Genomic DNA, 17158 nt, shown 5'->3' on the forward strand with positions numbered 1-17158 from the left:
GCCACGTGGCACATCATCGAATCCGGAAGTTCAACACCAAAGACACCTACCCGGAGCAAAAACTGGACAATGATCTCTGTCAGGCCGTCGTGACCTCGGGCGGTAAGATCGTGTGGTTGCGCGGGCAGTGTCCGCAGAATCTGGATGACGCGATGAACATCGGGAGCCATGACCCCGTGGAGCAAACCCACAAGGTCATGCAGAACATCCGGCAGCTCATCGAGGAAGCCGGCGGCAAGATGGAGCACCTAGTCAAGGTCGTGGTCTATCTCACGGACGTGCGGCATCGCGAAGCGGTGTACAGAACGATGGGCGAATACATCAAGGATGTTTATCCGGTGTCGACCGGCCTGGTCGTCCAGGCGCTGGCGCGGCCGGAATGGCTGGTCGAAATCGACGCTACCGCCGTAATCCCGGAGTGACCGAATGACACGCTTCATAAATATAGATCGCAGGCAATTCGCCTTCGCAACGCTGGCGCTCGCCGCGTCCGCGCGCTGGCCGGCCAGCGCGGCGGCCAAGGACACCGTGCGCATGGGACAAGCCACGACGACGTTGGGCTTTCTGCCAGTGTGGGCCGCGCGTGCCTACGATACCTTTGCAGCGGAGCAGGTTGACCTGAACTGGGCAGCCATCAACGGGGGAGATCCCGCCTGCCTGGCGGCGCTCGACAGCGGAGACATCGACATCGCCGCGACAGGGAGCGATTCAGTTCTTGAGGCGGTTGCCAAGGGACAGCCCTACCAGATCATCTATTCGCTGATGTCGAAGATCTCGCTCAATTTGACCGTCTCCGAAGCGATGGTCAAACGGACCGGTATTTCAAAGGATTTGCCGATCAAGGAGCGCATCGCCTGCCTCAAGGGCGCGACGTTGGGAGTCGCCGTGGTCGGAGGCGCTCAAGACCGGACTGTTCGCTGGTTGGCGACGCGCGGCGGCCTCGACGGCCGAAAGGATATCCAGGTTGTCCAGATAGGCTCGGCCGCGGCGCTGGGGGCCGCTCTGGAAAACGGACGTATCGATGGATTCATGTTGTCGCCGCCCGAAGGGCCATTGGCGGAGGCGGCGGGATACGGCAGGACCGTCATCGAGCCTGATGCCGATATTCCGGGCTGGAAGGGGATGCCGAGCCTCGTGCTCGTTGCTCGCTCCGATGCGAACGAGGCTGCGCAGAAGAAGATCGTCGCGACAGTACGGGCGATGAACGCCGCCAATCATGCGGTGCTGTCCGACCTCGAGGGAAGCGCCGACAAGATCGGAGGCAAGTTCTTCCCGAAACTGCCTCAACCCGTCATGCGCGTCAGCATCAGGACGCTTGCGGACGGAATCCGCGATGACGGGTTGCTCAATGAAGAGCGTGCCAAGCTGCTGTCTCAGTTTGTCGCAGACTCTGGACGGACCCCGCCGGCTCCGGGCTCCTTCTGGACCAACAAGTACGTCGAACTCGCGAAGAATACCAAATAGGGATCAGCCGCTATGGCTCGTATCGATTTCCGCTATCTCGATCGAGCGCAAGTGCGCTCGCTTTTACCTCCGATCAAAACTCTGCTGTCGCTGATCGAACAGGGGCTGTCCGCACATGGACGACGGGACGTTGTCCTGCCGCCGAAGGCACACATCCAGCTGGATGACCGCTATAACGGTCATTTCAACATTCTGGTGGGTTGGGCAGGCCCAAATGATACGGCGGGCGTGAAAGTCATCGGCGACTACGTCGAGAACTACAAGCACGGACTTCCCTCTGAGGTCGCCATGCTCACCCTGTACAATCCCCGGACCGGCGTGCCGCAGGCCCTGATGGACGCGACGGATTTGACGACTGAACGCACTGGTGCCGTCACTGGTATCGGAGCAAAATACCTCGCTCCCAAGGGAGCGAAGGTCATTGGTCATGTCGGTGCGCGGGGGACCGCGTTCGCGAATATCGCGATCCTCGCCAAATTGTTCGAGATCGCCGAAGTCCGTATCACCAGTAAGAGGCCGGAAACGCGCGAGGCCCTGGCGCAGAGGGTTTGGGAGGAATGCGGCATCAAGGCCGTGGCAGTCGCCACCGCCGAGGAAGCCTGCCGCGGCGCCGACATCGTCGTCGAGGCGACCCGTCTGGAGAAGCCCGAGATCCTGATCCGCGACGAGTGGCTGACGCCGAACTGTCTTCTGATTTGCTATGGCTGGAAAATGGCCGTCGATCCGGCCACGGTCAGAGCCGCATCGAAAGTCGTCGTCGATGATTGGGAGCAGTGCTGCAAGGGCGGCCAGTTGCACCCCATGATCGAGAGCGGCGAATTGACGCGTGCCAAGCTATACGCCGAGATTGGCGAGGTGACGTGCGGCGCAAAGGCGGGACGTGCCGATGCCGACGGCCGCATCGTATTCTGGCATCGCGGGTTCGCGATCAGCGACATCATGCTCGGGGCGAATATTCTGGAATCTGCCGTTTCAAAAGAAATCGGCACCGTCTTGAACCTGTTTGATTTGCCGGATGAGTGAGACGATGAACGAGGTGCTCGCGCCAGAGGCGATGCGTGATATGAGCGGCGCGGATGCGGTTGTCGACGCGCTGCTGTGCCAAGGATTGAAGTCGCTTTACTGTCTTCCCGGTATCCAGAACGACGCCTTGTTCGTGTCCTTGTTCGATCGTCGAAACGAAATGCAGGTCGTGCATACCCGGCACGAGCAGGGCGCTGCCTACATGGCGCTCGGCGCTGCACTGGCGACCGGAAAACCCGCTGCCTACGCCGTGGTCCCAGGCCCGGGCGTGCTCAATACCGCGGCCGCGCTCGGAACAGCTTACAGCGCGGGTGCCAAGGTCCTCTGCCTGTCGGGCCAGATACCAAGCCATGCGATCGGCAAGGGACTTGGCTATCTGCACGAGCTTCCGGATCAATTGGGCATCCTGGAGCGGTTGACGAAATGGGCCAGGCGGACAAAGGCGCCTGAGGACGTGCCAGCCGACTTTGCGGAGGCGTTCTCAGCGCTGCGATCGGGACGTCCGCGCCCCGTCGCCATCGAAGTCCCCATGGACGTCTTGTCCCGAAAAGCCCAAATCAAGTCCGCATTCTGGCGTGAGCCGGACGTTCGGGCGGCCCCCGAGGACGACGCAATCGCAAAAGCGGCATCGCTGTTGTCCCGCGCTGAGCGGCCGTTGATATTTGTCGGAGGCGGGGCCCAAGACGCTGGTCTTCCACTCAAGCTACTCGCGGAAAAGCTGGGTGCGCCCGTTGTGGCCCATCGCATGGGGAAGGGCGTGCTGGACGACAGGCATCCGCTCAGCCTTAATCTCTCAGCCGGCCACGCGCTTTGGAAAGGCTGCGACGTCGTCCTTGCAATTGGAACAAGGATGCATCTGCCGCTGACGCAGTGGGGATCCGACGACGGGTTACAGATCATCAAGATCGATGTCGACGAACTCGAGATGTCGCGCGGCCGCCAGCCTGACCTGGCCTTGTGTGGCGAGGCTCTCGAGGTCCTGCAACGGCTCAGCGACCAGATACAAAAGCCTGTCGCGGATCGCGATAGCCGAATTGCATCGATCCGTGCCTTGAAGGCCGAGATCGCGGGCAAGCTCGATCTGCTGCGTCCGCAGATGGACTATTTGCGCGCGATTCGGGACGTGCTCCCGGATGATGGCATTCTGGTCGACGAGTCGACACAGGTCGGCTACGTCTCGCGTATCGGGTATGAGACCCGGTTGCCGCGGACCTATCTCTCGTCCGGGCATGCGGGAACGCTGGGGTGGGGGTTTCCCACGGCGCTCGGCGCGCAGCACGCGCTGCCGGATAGCCCGGTCGTGTCGATCACCGGCGACGGCGGCTTCATGTTCAACGTGCAGGAGCTCGCCACGGCGGTCCATCACAACATTCCCCTCGTGACGGTGCTTTTCAACGATGGCGCGTTCGGGAATGTCCAGCGCATGCAGCGTGAGCTCTATGGACTGCGGGTCATCGCAACCGACCTGACCAATCCGGACTTCGTGCGGATGGCGGATAGCTTTGGTGTCTACGCCACGCGCGCCGAAGGGCCGCAGGCTTTGAGGAGCGCCCTGACGCGAGCATTCGAGGCGCGTCGCCCCTCCTTGATTGAAGTGCCGTGCGGTAAAATGCCGGAGCCGTGGCCATTTCTTCAGTTGCCGCGGGTTCGCGGGCGCCAGTGACAAATGCTGAGGTTCGTCGGATTTGGATTTGCGAACCGCATCATACGGAAATCGTAATTCTCTTGGCTCAGCGAGAGGCGATAATCGTATGATCGCGGGCGATGCTTGGCTCGGAGTGCGGTATGACAATCTCGATAAGCGGACGCTGCAATCGGACCGGTCAGCTTGGAATCGCCATCGCGTCGTCCAGCATGAGCGTGGCGGCGCGGTGCGCCTATGCCCGCGCCGGAACAGGCGTTTGCGCCACTCAAAACATCACCGATCCCCGCCTGGGACCGCGCGCTCTTGCTTTGATGGAGCTGGGGCTTGACGCCGATACGATCCTCGCCGGGATTCGTGCAAGCACAGAGGATATCGAATTTCGCCAACTGGGGCTTTTAGACCGTTCCGGGCGGACTGCATCCTATTCCGGGCTCCATAGTCTCGGTGTTCACGCGAGCGCCCACGGCGAGAACGTGATCGCGCTCGGCAATCTCCTCGCCAACGCCGAGGTGCCGAAGCGTATGATGTCGGCATTCAACGAGGACGAAGGCGCCGAGCTCGGCGATCGGCTGGTGGCTGCAATGCAAGCCGGCCTGGCGGCGGGCGGCGAGGCCGGTCCAATGCTTTCGGCAGGCATGATGATTGTAGATCGCGTTCCTTGGCCGATCGCAGATCTTCGGGTCGATCTTCATGACGAGCCGATCGCGCGACTGTCGGAGCTATGGAAGGCCTGGAGACCGCAAATGGAAGACTATGTGACCCGGGCGCTCAAGCCGTCCGCGGCGCCCAAGTTTGGAGTTCCCGGAGATTTGTGAAGTCGTTCGTATCTCTCATCTCTGGCGTACCGTGCTGCTATCTTTTTTGCGTCTCCCTGCTTAACATTTCGACAGACCGTGTCGAAAGCCGCAGGTAGACTGAGAAACCGAGAGGCAATGGCCATTGCAATGTGGTCCGTGGCCATCTCCGAAGAATGGATCCAACGGAAATGACCGAAGCTGCCAGCGCAAGCGCCCTCCGATTCAGTGCGATCCAACAGAGCTTCGCGAGTCCGACTGGAGATGCGCCAAATCTGGTCATCAGCGATGTCGGCTTCGAAGTGAAGCGGGGCAAGTTCGTCAGCGTCATCGGGCCGAGCGGCTGCGGGAAGAGCACTCTCATCCAGATGGCCGCAGGGCTCCTCAAGCCGTCGGTCGGCACGGTCTTCCACCATGACCGACAGGTGACCAGCGTTAATCGCACCATCGGCTTCGTGCCCCAGCAGGCGCAATTGTTGCCGTGGAAGACGATGATCGAGAACATCGAATTTCCGTTGTTGCTGCGTGGCATGAGTGCGTCCGAGCGCCGTGCGAAGGCCATGGAGGCCATCAAGCGCGTCGATCTGGCCGGCTTTGAATCGCACTACCCGTATCAGCTGTCGGGCGGCATGCAGAAGCGCGCGTCGATCGCACGCATGTTGGTCTACAAGCCGGATACGATCTTGATGGACGAGCCGTTCGGTGCGCTGGACGCGCAAACGCGCATGGTCATGCAGCATGACTTGCAGACGATGCTGGCGACCGAAGGTGCAAGTGTGCTTTTCGTCACCCACGACATCACCGAGGCGGTGTTGTTGTCGGACAGCGTTGTCGTGCTCAGTCGCCGTCCCGCGCGCGTGATATCGGAAATTCCCATCGATCTGCCGCGACCGCGCGACATGTTCGAACCTTACGCGACCCCCGGCTTTGCCGAAGCGTACGATCGCGTGTGGTCCGTATTCCGAAGCGAACTCAACATTAGGCGTGCGGCATGAGCGACCAGATCACATTGAGCTCCGTCCGAGCGCCGTCGCCGAAACAAGTCTGGGCGCCCGTACGTCGAGCACTTCTGCTGGCGGCTCCAGGCGTCGCGTTGCTCTGCTTTTGGCAATTTGCGTCCGGCCGACTGATCCGTGAGACGTATGTCAGCAAACCGACGGACATCGCATGGCGTCTTGTCGACCTGTTCTACACCGGTGAAATCTGGCCAAGCCTCCGCGTGACCGGGGAAGAGCTCGTTCTATCCTATGCCATCGGCGTCTTGCTCGGGCTGTTGCTTGGATATGCACTCGGCCGTTCGCCGCGTCTGGCCGCCATCTTCGAGCCTTACGTGATGGCATTCTACGGCATCCCGAAAATCGCCTTGGCGCCGCTGTTCGTCATTTGGTTCGGTATCGGGATTTGGTCGAAGGTGATGCTTGCGGGCACGATGGTGTTCTTCCTCGTCTTCTACAATGTCTTCGCCGGCGTTCGATCTGTCGATCGGGATGTCGTCAATTTGGCCCTGGTCTTGGGTGCAAATGAACGCCAGCTGGGCCGACAGATATATCTGCCCGCTGCTGCGCCGTTTCTGTTGCTGGGGATGCGGATGGCAATTCCCTATGCCGTCATCGGGGTGATCGTGGGAGAGTTCACTTCGTCAACGGCGGGGCTCGGTCTGTTCATCAACTACGCGTCTTCGACTTACGATCCGGCCGGCGTTTTTGCAGGCATCTCTGTCCTCCTGGCTTTCGTGATGGGGATGAATGCGTTGGCCACGCGTCTTGAGCGCAAGCTTCTGAAATGGCAGCCAACCTCCCAAAGGATTGCAGCCGATCCGAACTAGGCCCGCGATCGTTGGTCACGTTCGCGTTCCGTTGCACCGTCAACTGGAGAAGATCGCCTGATGGATCCAATCTATTTCACGTATCTCAATCGCCAGTGCATCGAAGCGCTGAAACTGTCCGATCAGGAGGTCCTGGACGCGATCGAATCGGGTCTCGCAAGACAAGGCCGCGGGGAGGCGGTTATTGAACCGCGAGTGCACCTGGGAACCGGGGTTGGCTGACGGGCATTTCAACGTTCTTCGAGGCGTTCTAGGCACAGCCGACAACGCCGCCGGCGTGAAGATTGTTGGTGACTTCGTAGATAACTACAAATCTGGAATGCCCTCGGAGTTCGGAGTGCTTCTGCTGTTCGACCCGCGCAACGGTGTGCCGAGAGCCATCATGGACGCGAGCGGCAACACGGACATGCGGACGGGAGCCGTGACGGCGATCGGCGCCAAATATCTCGCACGGAAGAACTCGAAGATACTGGGTCACGTCGGTGCGCGCGGCACCGCGTACTGGAACGTGCGCCTGTTGGACCACCTTTTCGACTTCGATGAAATTCGCGTCCAACCGGGCTGCCTACGACTTCTGGCGCGACAAAACACGGGCGCGGATCAAGGATCCCGCCGTCGCCGAGATGCGCGCTCCGACGGAGCCGTTTCACCCCTACGGAACCAAGCGGCCGTCCCTTGAACAGAACTTTTTTGATGTCTTCAATCAGTCCAATGTTCTTGTGCTCGTGCAGCAACGGTCGCCCGCGCGAGTCGACCATGCGGACGGTAGCCCCAGCTAACAGGGCAAGGGTGAGCAATCTGAACATTTCGGGTCTCTTGGAGCTAATCTGGAAGGGGCAGATCACATGGCGGGTAGTGCTGCGAACTGCTTTTGCGCGCGCGACGGCGTGGGCAGGGATCGGCGATCTTCCGCAATCATTGGGGTGCCTATCCATCACTTTGTTGTAGCCGTAAAAAGCAGACATTTGACGTCACTGAAACATCAGATCAAAGTTGATTCGATTGAAATGGCGGCGAACCATGGGCCGTCTGCGCCGAGGGTCGCCAAGATATCTCGTGATATCAAATGACCTTGGTGGTGGTGTTGCCGGCGCAACTGCTCCGCCAGAGGCAGTTGCTTGGTCCATTAGGGCATGTAGGGGGCGCGCACGATCGAGGAGCTGGAGCTGCGATCATTTACGTTCTACAGAACAGCCCCTCAGCATATTTCCGGATCATCTCCATGGTCGCAAACTCCATCCGGTTGGTTAGATGTCCTGACCGATGGCGCGGGCGTCCAGAAATGGCCGTGGATGCTTCGTCCGGCACGGACGACGCTTGCATGGGCGCTCTCTGCGGCGTATCGCTCATTCATATCGCGAGCCCTTACGGGCATCGTAAGCAGGGCAGTAGCGATCAGCCCAGCAGACAAGATCTTCAGCCTAATCATCAGCCTTCTCCGTTGAAAACGCCCAAAGACGTTTGGCTCTGTGAGTGAGGTGCGGATGGATACGACGCATCCAAACGCAACATTCGTTCACGGCCGCTCAACGCGCTGTGAGCGCCACGTCGTATCGCCTCAGCCTCTAAAGGCGTGGCCGACGCCGACATGCGACCAGGAAAGGCCGTCCTAACGGTAAGATGGCTTGGTGAGCGGCCGCGACTAGGGTATTCGCTTCCCGCGAAACGCGAGGGCGATATTGACTTCTCGCCAGCATTTTGTGCTCGGCTTGCATGAGACGATTGCAGCCGCGTGCTAGGAGCTGGCAGCCCGGCAAAATAAAGAAGTCGCATTTTGAGCAGACCTCAATCGTCATTCTTTGGTGACCTGCACCAGTTTTAACACCCCCGACAGATCGACCCCTCCAGCATCTTTTCGAGCCGAGCATCCTCCTGGTCGATGGCCGGGTTCGTGCCGAGGAGCGGCCCTTTCATGGCATGGCCACCTGCGCCGGATGACGGAAGTGCCGTGCCCGAGGAATTCGTTCCCGGCGTAGCGGCGGTAGTACCGAGCGTGCCGCCCATCGACATATGCGATCCCATGCCGCCGCGGCCAAACGCTGCGGGGGTCGAAAGGGCAAAACAAAGAGCGAAGCAAAGACGGGAAAGCGGTTTCATGATTCATGCTCCACATGCTTAGGTGACCTGAATTTGAATCTAGGCGTCACGCGCACTCCGGCAGCGCACGATCGCGAGAGCAGATCATGACAATGAATTCAGGAGCCGGCGCCGCGGGCCATGTATGGCGATCGCAAGTTGGCAAGAGCGCGCCGCTCCGATAGCAGGCTTCGCCTTCTCAGAAGTTTGATCGTAGATACGCCGAATTTTCGGTGGGAGTGCCTACATTAGTTGCGTGTAGAAACTTCCCTAGGAAACGCCACCGACAGAGCAGCAGTCAGCGCAAGCCGATTCTCCGCACGAACGAAACAACGGAGAACGACTATGACTGTAATCAAAACATTGATTGCGGCAGCACTGATCTCGATAGCGACAATTCCGTCTGCGTTTGCAGCTTGGTCCTTCGCGGACCAGGAGCCCGCCGCCTTCGCGTCGATGTATCCCAACCGAGACGTTCTAAACGGCGGCGCCCTGACGCCGGCAGGCAGAATGGGACTTGAGCGGGCCGGCGGCGCGGCTCCCGTGTTCGCAGGCAGAAACGTCTATCTCAGGACCCGGCACCGCTAGGCACGCATCCTGTGCTGCGAAATAGTGGTGCCGTCGCTGCGTGCGGCGCGCCCCTGTTTGCTACCCGAACTCTCGGCATCAATTCCGCCGGCCCTCACGCGACAGATCTTAGAGCATCGAGCTAAATCTGTTGTATCCCGGCCAGCCGTTGCCATTGCCGGGACATCAGGTGATCGACCATTTTTGTGGAGATGCCGGATTCCGCTGACGCGACCAACACCGGCGTCAGTTCCGCGCGAGCGTTATGCCGACACCGAACACGCCCGCATGCAGCGAAGGCATTTCGATGTACCTCGCCAATCCGGTCTCGACGGTTTCCGCCAACACAAGCGGCACTTCAACCACGCGGACCGCGTCACCGCTTCTGGTTGCTAAGTAGAGCCGTTTTGGCGAAATGACCCGTTTCACAACAAAGCGCCGGAGCCGTCCTCCGATCGCCGACTGCGCCTCGGCAGGCCCCTCCGTCACGCTCGTCCATGCGGTTCCGTAAGCTGCGCCACATCTGCGCCCCCGCCACTCGGAGGTGTAAGGCGATTTGCGCTGCGGCCGAAGAAGGGCGCACACCACGCAGTCCCCGGCGATCGCAAGATCAGAAAGGCTCAGCGACAGGATGCCGTCGGCATTGTGCGCCCTGCGTCTCACTCCGCCGTTGCGGTGTTGCCAGCCCTGGCAGCCAGTATCGTCGCCCGCTTGACCTTGGCGAAAGCACGTGTCTCGATCTGGCGCACCCGCTCGCTCGAGATCGACAGCTCGCAGCCGAGCTGTTCGAGCGTCAAGGGTTGCTCTGCAAGGCGCCTCGCCTCAAGGACGCGCCGCTCGCGCTCGGTCAATACTACCAGCGCGGTCCGAAGAGCTCTTGTCCTGAGCAGTGCCTCGTCGTGCTCTGCGACGATCACTTCCGCGTCAGGGGACCCATCGACGAGCATCGCTTCCCATTCCGTCGACCCGTCTTCGCCGCCGACGCAGATATTCAAGGAAAGATCACCACTAAGCCGGCGATCCATTTCGACGACGTCACGGGCGGTCACTTCGAGTTTGTCCGCAATGGCCTGTGCAATCTCCGGCGTGAGAACAGCTGCCTGGCCCGCGAGCTTTCTCATTTCACCGCGCAGCCGGAAGAAGAGCTTCTTCTGCGCGGCAGTCGTGCCGATCTTGACCAGAGACCAGGAGCGCAAGATGTACTCATGAATGGTCGCCTTCATCCACCACAATGCGTAGGTGGAGAAGCGCGCGCCGTGCCCTGGTTCGAAACGTGAGGCCGCGATTACGAGCCCGAGATTGGCTTCCGCGATCAGGTCGGCAATCGGAAGACCATACCCTTTGTAGTTTCGCGCCACCTTTGCAGCGAGGCGCAGATGGCTCGTGACCAATTCGTCCGTCGCTTTTGGATCACGACGCTCCTGCCAACGCCGGGCAAGCTGCTGCTCCCGATCGCGCTCAAGCAGGTCAAAGCGTTTGATAGCGGCAGAGTAGGCGAGAATATCGGCGGACTGGGGAGTCAACACTCCAGTCACATAGGCGCTGACGATGGCGTTCTGAGCTTGCATAAGCTGCTCCTACGGTTGAGCCCGGCACCTCAATTGTAGGAGGGCTCCAGATGGAGCGGCCACTAAATTGGCCTTAAGAAATCTGAATTAGCATTTAGACCACACGAGGTGCGTTTTGGCAGACCGAACCTTAAATCCGTATTTAATTGAGCGCGACCTTCGCCCTTGGCATGTTCGAAGCCAGGATCGCGCGCCCGCGTGATGCCAATCCGATTGTCGATTTGGAGCTCAACGTGCTTTTGTTCTCCCGTGGATTCGTTCGTAGGCGCGCAATCTCGCTGGCAACGAGCCTCTCGGTCATGGCAACATCGTTCGCCCTTGCCCAGGACCCAAGACACGAAGCCGGGCACCTGAACTCGAAGGGCAATGCTGCTGGCTCTGAGACGACGTCGTCTCGCTCCACCGAATACCTGCCCAGCATCAGCGATCTGATGATTGGCACAATTCAACCCCGCCATGAGCGGCTTTGGCGGGCTGGGCAGGACGGCAACTGGGAATTCGCCGCGTATGAACTCGGAAACCTGCGCGGTGCATTCGGCCGGCTTGGGCGCGCCCACCCGACCGAACACGAAACGTCCTTGCCTGACATGATTACTTCCGTCACGGAACGGCCGTTTAACAATCTCACGGACGCGATCCGGTCAAAGGACGCCGCAGCCTTTGCCAAAGCCTATGGCGAACTGACGGATGCCTGCAACTCGTGCCATCAGGCGCTAAATCACGGCGTCGTCAAAATTGGCCGACCGGACGACAAGTCCCAATCGGATTTGGCACTTCACAAGGCCCCCTGAGACTGCCTTTCGCGCAGTGTCTCCATTCCAGGGCCTGCGTAGTGGCAAAGGACGTCGGCTATTTTTCCGATTTGCCCTGCTGGTCAGCGCATACGATTTCTAATCCGCCCCCAGGACCGGGATGGATGATCAGCCGAAAATCATGCAACTTAACGATTGCCGCCACAAGGCTCAATCCTAGCCCGACACCCGGAGCGTTGCGCATCTTGTCGGAACGGTAGAACCGCCGCAAGACAGCTTCACGCTCCTGCTCGCCGATACCCGGTCCAGTGTCGGTCACACGCACGATGGTCGACTTCTCGCCGCGCAACAGCTCAAGGCCCACCTTGCCGCCGGCCGGCGAGAACTTGATCGCATTATCCACGAGATTGGCGATGGCCTCGAACAACAGATCACGATCGCCCCAGGCGTGCAGCCTGCGCTCGATGTCGACGCCGAGGTCGATGCCCTTGTCCTCGGCGATCGGTTCGTAGACGTCACACACCTCCCGCAGGATCTCATGGAGAGCAACATCGCCGAAGCCCGCGGAACGGCGGCTGTTCTCTATTTCTGTCAGTCGCAATAGCGCAGTGATGATCGCAAGAGACTGATCGATGCCTCCGATCGCCTTGTCCGCGACGGCCTGGAGTTGCTCCAGCGTCGTCGCGTGTGTCCGCCCCCGTTCCAGGGCCAGTCGAGCGCGGGTCAATGGGGTTCGCAGGTCATGGGCAATATCATTTCCGACGCCGGCCAGTGCGTTGATCATCGCTTCCATTTCATCGAGCATCCCGTTCACGATCGCGGCCAGCCTGGAGAACGGCTCGTCGATATCCCGATGTGGAAGACGCTCGCGCAGGTCACCAGCAATGATGCGCTGTACCCGCTGATTGACCTCCTCGACGCGCCTTTGAGCGCGCACGCTCAACCAGGCTCCCGCCAACAGGCAAAGGCAAAGCGCGGGCAGAAGCCCAAGCGCGAGAGCCTGTCCTACAACGCTCGAGATCTCGCGCGTCTCGTCGACATTTCGTCCGATGACAACGACATCGCCGTTTCCCAGACGCCTGCCTACCAATCGAATCACTGGATCACCACTTGGTGGTTGAACTCGCCCCATCCGTGTGGCTTGTACCGTTCCATCGACCCTAAAGCCCTGCGGCAGGTCTTGGAGGTTGCCGGCAAGGCGATACCCCGCAGAATCAAACAATCCAGCGAACTGAACGCCTCGAGAATCTTGGCCGAGATGGTCTGAGATTGCGTCGATGCGGCGGCCCTGCGGTAGCGTCGCCATGAAATTGAGCTGCATGTTGATCATGCGATCGGATCGCGCGATCAAATATGCGTCAATCTCCCAATAGATGAAACCGAACAGCGCGATGACGAATACCGCGAATACTGCGGCAACCGCCGAGGCCCAGCGGAAAGTGTTCGAGCGTATGAATTGGAGCTGGCTCATTGATCTGGCCGGACCGCTGTTCGTGCCTCATCCGATCGCTAGGCCATGTCCCTGGCGACGCCTATTGCTGGTCCCGCAGAACGAATCCGGAGCCGCGGACATTCTGAATCATCTGCGGCTCTCCAGGACCATCAACCTTGTGCCGCAACCGACCCATATGCACGTCGACGAGATTAGTTGTGGCCGGAACAAACTTGTAATTCCAGACTTCCTCGAGCAACATTGCCCGTGTCAGCAATTGATCGCATCGCCGCATCATGTATTCAAGGAGACGGAATTCACGCGGCAAGAGATCAATCTCGCGCGCGCCGCGCCGCGCCGTGCGCTCGATTAAATCGAGTTCCAGAGGCCCGACCCGCAACGTCGTCTCACGGGTGTCCGCCGGACGACGAAGGAGGGCTTCTATTCTTGCAACGAGTTCGACGACTGCAAAGGGCTTCGTAAGATAGTCGTCTCCGCCGCTTCGTAAGCCCCGCACCCGATCGTCGACAGCGCCGAGTGCACTCAGCACCAGGACCGGCGTGCTGATCTGGTCCTTCCGCAACGCCTCAATGATCGTAAGGCCGTCCATACCAGGGAGCATGCGATCGACAATCAGGGCATCAGGATGAATCGTACGCGCCTTGTCGAGCCCGTCGATCCCGTTCGATGACCATTCGACCTCAAAGCCGAGCTCAGTCAGCTCGGCAACGATCTCCTCGGCCGTTCCGCCGTCGTCCTCGATCAGAAGAACCTTCGTCATCAGCTCGGTCTCAAATATTTCAAGGCCTCTCGCCAATTGGCAGGAAATCATATGCTCGCTGGTTGGCAAAGTCACAGGTCACCACCAAGATAGCTGAACTTGAATGAGCCGGACCAGCCACCCCACCGACCTCGGCAAAGTAGCGCCTCCGGGTCGCTACGCCGCCTCGGCAAAGCACGGCACGGCTGCCTGTAGAGACATACTTCTCTTCCGGGACGCTGCCATTAAATAGCGATTTAAAGAGCTTAGGGCATCGGGAGCGAGCCGCCCCGCGTTTGCTCGAGCAGCGCTGCGCGCGTCTTCCGAGACCGCCACCACTCCGAACCCTGAATTCGATATTCGACGAAATCTTTCTGTCAGCGGCTTCTGTTCGTCGGCAACCGATCAACAGAACGAGCCGCCATTTGGGGCAATGTTGACGATCACTACCCAAAGCGCCCCCCATGCATTGATCAGCTGCAGCCAAACGCGACCTGATTTTCTTGATGGTCGTTGTATTCTCCTTTGAGTTTACGAACTGCGATTCTGAAAAGTCTTCGCGGTTCGTCTGACACTCTATGTGCGGTCGCGCAACCGCAGTGCGTCGGATTTGCGCCCACGGCCCTCGCTACGCAGACAGCGGGTTGATGTGTGTCCGATAGAGCGAGGTCCGAAACAAGCACACGTACACCGACTTGGATCGCGGGCCTTGCTTCGCATATTTCCATCTCACGCCGCATTGAAGCGGCGTGAGCAACTCGTGCGTTTGGCTGCTCCGCGATCGATCCCATTTGCCTAGAGGGGCCGTCTCTCGTTCGGCCTGCTGTTTTCAACGGAGAAGCTCAAATGACCAATCTCAAACTACTGTCGACTGGACTGATTGCGGTAGCAATGCTCGCTACGCCCGCCATGGCGCGCGAAAGCGGCGTCGCCTCACGGCGGGCTGCCGTGGAAGCCAATGCTGCCGCACCGGAAGTGCCCTTTAATGTGAACGAACCTGCTTGCGTTCCGGCGCCGCGTGTCGGTGCATTTGCGACGGCCCCGTGGACCGGCAACAACGTTCCTTGCGAGCCTGGGACAGGCGCGCTCTAGTTTGCGATCCCGCGCGCGTTTGCCCCGGCGAGGCGTCTCACGGCTTTTCGCGCGCTTGTGAAGCAGCGTCCTGCAGCGCAGGCATCGATCAATCAAAGGGCGGGCTGAAAGGCGTTTCAGCCCGCTCTCTTTCTTCCAAGATAACGATGAGCGACGATGCACATCGCCGGCAGCAAAGGCTTCTTCAACCGGTCGGGATAAGCCGTGCTCCAGCTTGCTGAAAGCGAATTTAATGGCACGGCCGCCGATCGCTCCTACTCTTCCGCTCATCGCATGGTTTGGTGGCGCTGCGACGCACGTGTCTCGCATTGGCCACTAAATTCATGAACAGAGAAGGAGTTAGCCCGATGAAACGAGTGATGATGATCCTAGCAACAGCTGCGCTTGCCTCAACACTAGCTGTCGGCGCGGCCGATGCGCGGGGCGGTGGCGGTGGCGGTCACGGCGGCGGAGGTTTCGGCGGTGGCGGGCACATGGGCGGATTTGGCGGAGGCGCGCACGTCGGCGGTTTTGGCGGGGGCGCTCATCTTGGCGGCTTTGGCGGAGGGGCGCGCATAGGCGGCACCCATTTGGGAGGGCTCGGCGGAGGCATCCATGTCGGCGGCGCGGCGATGCCTGGTGGTATTGCCAGAGTCGGTGGCGATCACCTCGGGGTTGGCGATCATCCCCGTCCTTACGGTACGGGCATTGGCTACCACGCTATGCATCGCTCCGGCAGATACTCGCCCGGCTATGGATACTACTACGGCGATTCCGATTGCTACGACTGGTACTACCTTCACCCCGATCAGCCGTTGCCCCTAAGCTGCAGCTGATCCCTGCGCAGTTCTTTGCCATCGGCCTGGATCGATTTCGCGCTGATCCGGACCGATGGCCACCGAACAGAAGCCGCCTCAATTGATAGTGACTTCCCTGACGTCCAATTTAGGGAGGACGCCTCGTCAACATTCGTAGCTCAGGCGTTGCAAGTTCATTTGTTCGAGCTCTCAAGGTGCTGTTGCGCTCTCATTCGAGACGTTGTTGGCCGCCGACACTCATCGGTGCCGAGCCAAACCAGCCAGAAAGCCAAGGGCAATAGGAAGATCTGCAATCGACTCTCACGAAACTCAAACTTTCCATGTAGCCAACGCCAACTCAAAGGAAAACTTCTATGAACAGCCAGGACGATCTTCGGCAGAGACATCCAATCAATCGACGCGCATTCGTGAGCATGGTGGCTGCGGGGGCGGCAAGCACTCTTATCCAGGGCACCGCCGCGGCTGCACAGCCGGCGCCGAAGGCCCGAAACGTCGTCCTTGTGCACGGGCTGTTCGCCGACGGGTCATCCTGGTCCGAGGTGATCGCACGATTGCAGGCAGCGGGGCTTAATGCCACGGCTGTACAAAACCCGCTGACAACGTTGCCTGACGCGGTAGCCTCGGCGGAGCGCGTGCTGGCGCGGCAGGATGGTCCGACGGTCCTGGTTGGGCACTCCTTCTCGGGAATGATCGTTACAGAGGCAGGTCAGCATCCCAACGTGTCGGCTCTGGTCTATGTAGCGGCGCGGGCGCCGGATGCGGGCGAGGATTACGCGGCGTTGGCCAAGAGATTTCCGACGCCACCCGCGTCAGCCGGGATTGTCTTCGACGGCGATGAGGGTCGTCTCAGCGAAGCCGCGTTCTTGCGCGATTTCGCGGGCGACCTGCCGGAAGCGAAGGCGAAGGTCCTCTATGCGGTCCAAGAGCCATTCCACAAGGCTCTGCTCACGGGCAAGACGACGCATGCGGCCTGGAGGTCGAAGCCAAGCTTCTATGCCGTTTCCACGGAAGACCGGACGATCAATCCAGATCTCGAACGCTTCATGGCCAAGCGCATGGGCGCCAAGACCATTGAAGTAAAGGCCAGTCACCTGTCGCTGATATCCCAACCGGACGAAATCACCCAGCTGATCCTGGAAGCCGCGGGCGGACACCCCGCCTAGCAACTGGACGTTCTCGTGCGCGGCTGTTCGCCGACCTGGCGCGACGACGGTCCGGACGAGCGGTCCCCAATCAACGAACCCCAACGAAGAAGGCATGTGCACTATGGCTGCTCTATATTCCACAAAAGTCACGGCGAGTGGAGGCCGTCACGGATCGATCCTCAGCGAAGACGGTCTCCTCGACCTCAAACTCGCACCGC

Annotated in this window: 15 protein-coding genes and 1 pseudogene; 11 read left to right on the forward strand and 5 right to left on the reverse strand. The window is 60.0% G+C overall.

Going from position 1 to position 17158, the window contains the following annotated elements; genetic code table 11:
* Positions 1–5: 5 nt before the first annotated feature.
* The 8 genes and pseudogenes from IC761_RS06820 to IC761_RS06855 form a co-directional block, all read left to right on the forward strand.
* Positions 6–422, forward strand: a complete 417-nt coding sequence (locus tag IC761_RS06820; RefSeq protein WP_195802504.1) for a RidA family protein — start codon at positions 6–8, stop codon at positions 420–422.
* A 112-nt stretch (positions 423–534) separates the two neighbouring features.
* A complete protein-coding gene (locus IC761_RS06825; RefSeq protein ID WP_210338521.1) occupies positions 535–1464 on the forward strand; it encodes an ABC transporter substrate-binding protein in 930 nt (309 codons plus the stop codon).
* Between the two features lie 12 nt (positions 1465–1476).
* Positions 1477–2487: an ornithine cyclodeaminase family protein gene (locus IC761_RS06830; RefSeq protein ID WP_195802506.1), complete on the forward strand. Its 1011-nt coding sequence runs from the start codon at positions 1477–1479 to the stop codon at positions 2485–2487.
* Between the two features lie 4 nt (positions 2488–2491).
* On the forward strand, positions 2492–4150 hold the full coding sequence (locus IC761_RS06835) for a thiamine pyrophosphate-dependent enzyme (protein ID WP_246791451.1): 1659 nt from the start codon (positions 2492–2494) through the stop codon (positions 4148–4150).
* 122 nt (positions 4151–4272) lie between these two features.
* Positions 4273–4947: a DUF1028 domain-containing protein gene (locus IC761_RS06840; protein WP_195802507.1), complete on the forward strand. Its 675-nt coding sequence runs from the start codon at positions 4273–4275 to the stop codon at positions 4945–4947.
* Between the two features lie 170 nt (positions 4948–5117).
* Complete coding sequence (locus tag IC761_RS06845) at positions 5118–5921, forward strand: ABC transporter ATP-binding protein (RefSeq protein ID WP_195802508.1); 804 nt, start codon at positions 5118–5120, stop codon at positions 5919–5921.
* Positions 5918–6751 carry an ABC transporter permease gene (locus tag IC761_RS06850; RefSeq protein WP_195802509.1) on the forward strand — a complete coding sequence of 278 codons (834 nt, stop codon included), beginning with the start codon at positions 5918–5920 and terminating at the stop codon, positions 6749–6751. Before IC761_RS06845 ends, IC761_RS06850 begins: the two co-directional genes overlap by 4 nt.
* Positions 6752–6811: 60 nt before the next feature.
* A pseudogene (locus tag IC761_RS06855) lies at positions 6812–7304 on the forward strand (ornithine cyclodeaminase family protein); the annotation flags it as partial.
* A gap of 1265 nt (positions 7305–8569) precedes the next feature.
* Here the strand turns inward: IC761_RS06855 and IC761_RS06860 are convergent.
* Entirely contained in the window at positions 8570–8848 is a 279-nt protein-coding gene (locus IC761_RS06860) for a hypothetical protein (protein WP_195802510.1), read from the reverse strand.
* 1205 nt (positions 8849–10053) lie between these two features.
* Positions 10054–10962 carry an RNA polymerase sigma factor RpoH gene (gene rpoH / locus IC761_RS06865; RefSeq protein WP_195802511.1) on the reverse strand — a complete coding sequence of 303 codons (909 nt, stop codon included), beginning with the start codon at positions 10960–10962 and terminating at the stop codon, positions 10054–10056.
* A gap of 146 nt (positions 10963–11108) precedes the next feature.
* Here rpoH and IC761_RS35795 point away from each other — a divergent pair, with 146 nt between their 5' ends.
* Entirely contained in the window at positions 11109–11753 is a 645-nt protein-coding gene (locus IC761_RS35795) for a cytochrome c (protein WP_246791452.1), read from the forward strand.
* A gap of 58 nt (positions 11754–11811) precedes the next feature.
* On the opposite strand, the gene IC761_RS06875 is transcribed toward IC761_RS35795, so the two are convergent.
* Together IC761_RS06875 and IC761_RS06880 are read right to left on the reverse strand one after the other, a co-directional pair.
* The gene (locus IC761_RS06875) at positions 11812–13185 is read right to left on the reverse strand and encodes a sensor histidine kinase (protein ID WP_195802512.1); all 1374 of its coding nucleotides are present in this window, start codon (positions 13183–13185) and stop codon (positions 11812–11814) included.
* A 61-nt stretch (positions 13186–13246) separates the two neighbouring features.
* On the reverse strand, positions 13247–13927 hold the full coding sequence (locus IC761_RS06880; protein ID WP_195802513.1) for a response regulator transcription factor: 681 nt from the start codon (positions 13925–13927) through the stop codon (positions 13247–13249).
* Between the two features lie 825 nt (positions 13928–14752).
* Here IC761_RS06880 and IC761_RS06885 point away from each other — a divergent pair.
* Positions 14753–14998 carry a hypothetical protein gene (locus IC761_RS06885; RefSeq protein WP_195802514.1) on the forward strand — a complete coding sequence of 82 codons (246 nt, stop codon included), beginning with the start codon at positions 14753–14755 and terminating at the stop codon, positions 14996–14998.
* 395 nt (positions 14999–15393) lie between these two features.
* Here IC761_RS06885 and IC761_RS36235 read toward each other — a convergent pair whose 3' ends face one another.
* Positions 15394–15663, reverse strand: a complete 270-nt coding sequence (locus IC761_RS36235; protein ID WP_195802515.1) for a hypothetical protein — start codon at positions 15661–15663, stop codon at positions 15394–15396.
* Between the two features lie 485 nt (positions 15664–16148).
* On the opposite strand from IC761_RS36235, the gene IC761_RS06895 reads away from it, so the two are divergent.
* The gene (locus IC761_RS06895; protein WP_195802516.1) at positions 16149–16958 is read left to right on the forward strand and encodes an alpha/beta fold hydrolase; all 810 of its coding nucleotides are present in this window, start codon (positions 16149–16151) and stop codon (positions 16956–16958) included.
* Positions 16959–17158 lie beyond the last annotated feature (200 nt).

Source organism: Bradyrhizobium commune, assembly GCF_015624505.1.
GTDB lineage: Bacteria > Pseudomonadota > Alphaproteobacteria > Rhizobiales > Xanthobacteraceae > Bradyrhizobium > Bradyrhizobium commune.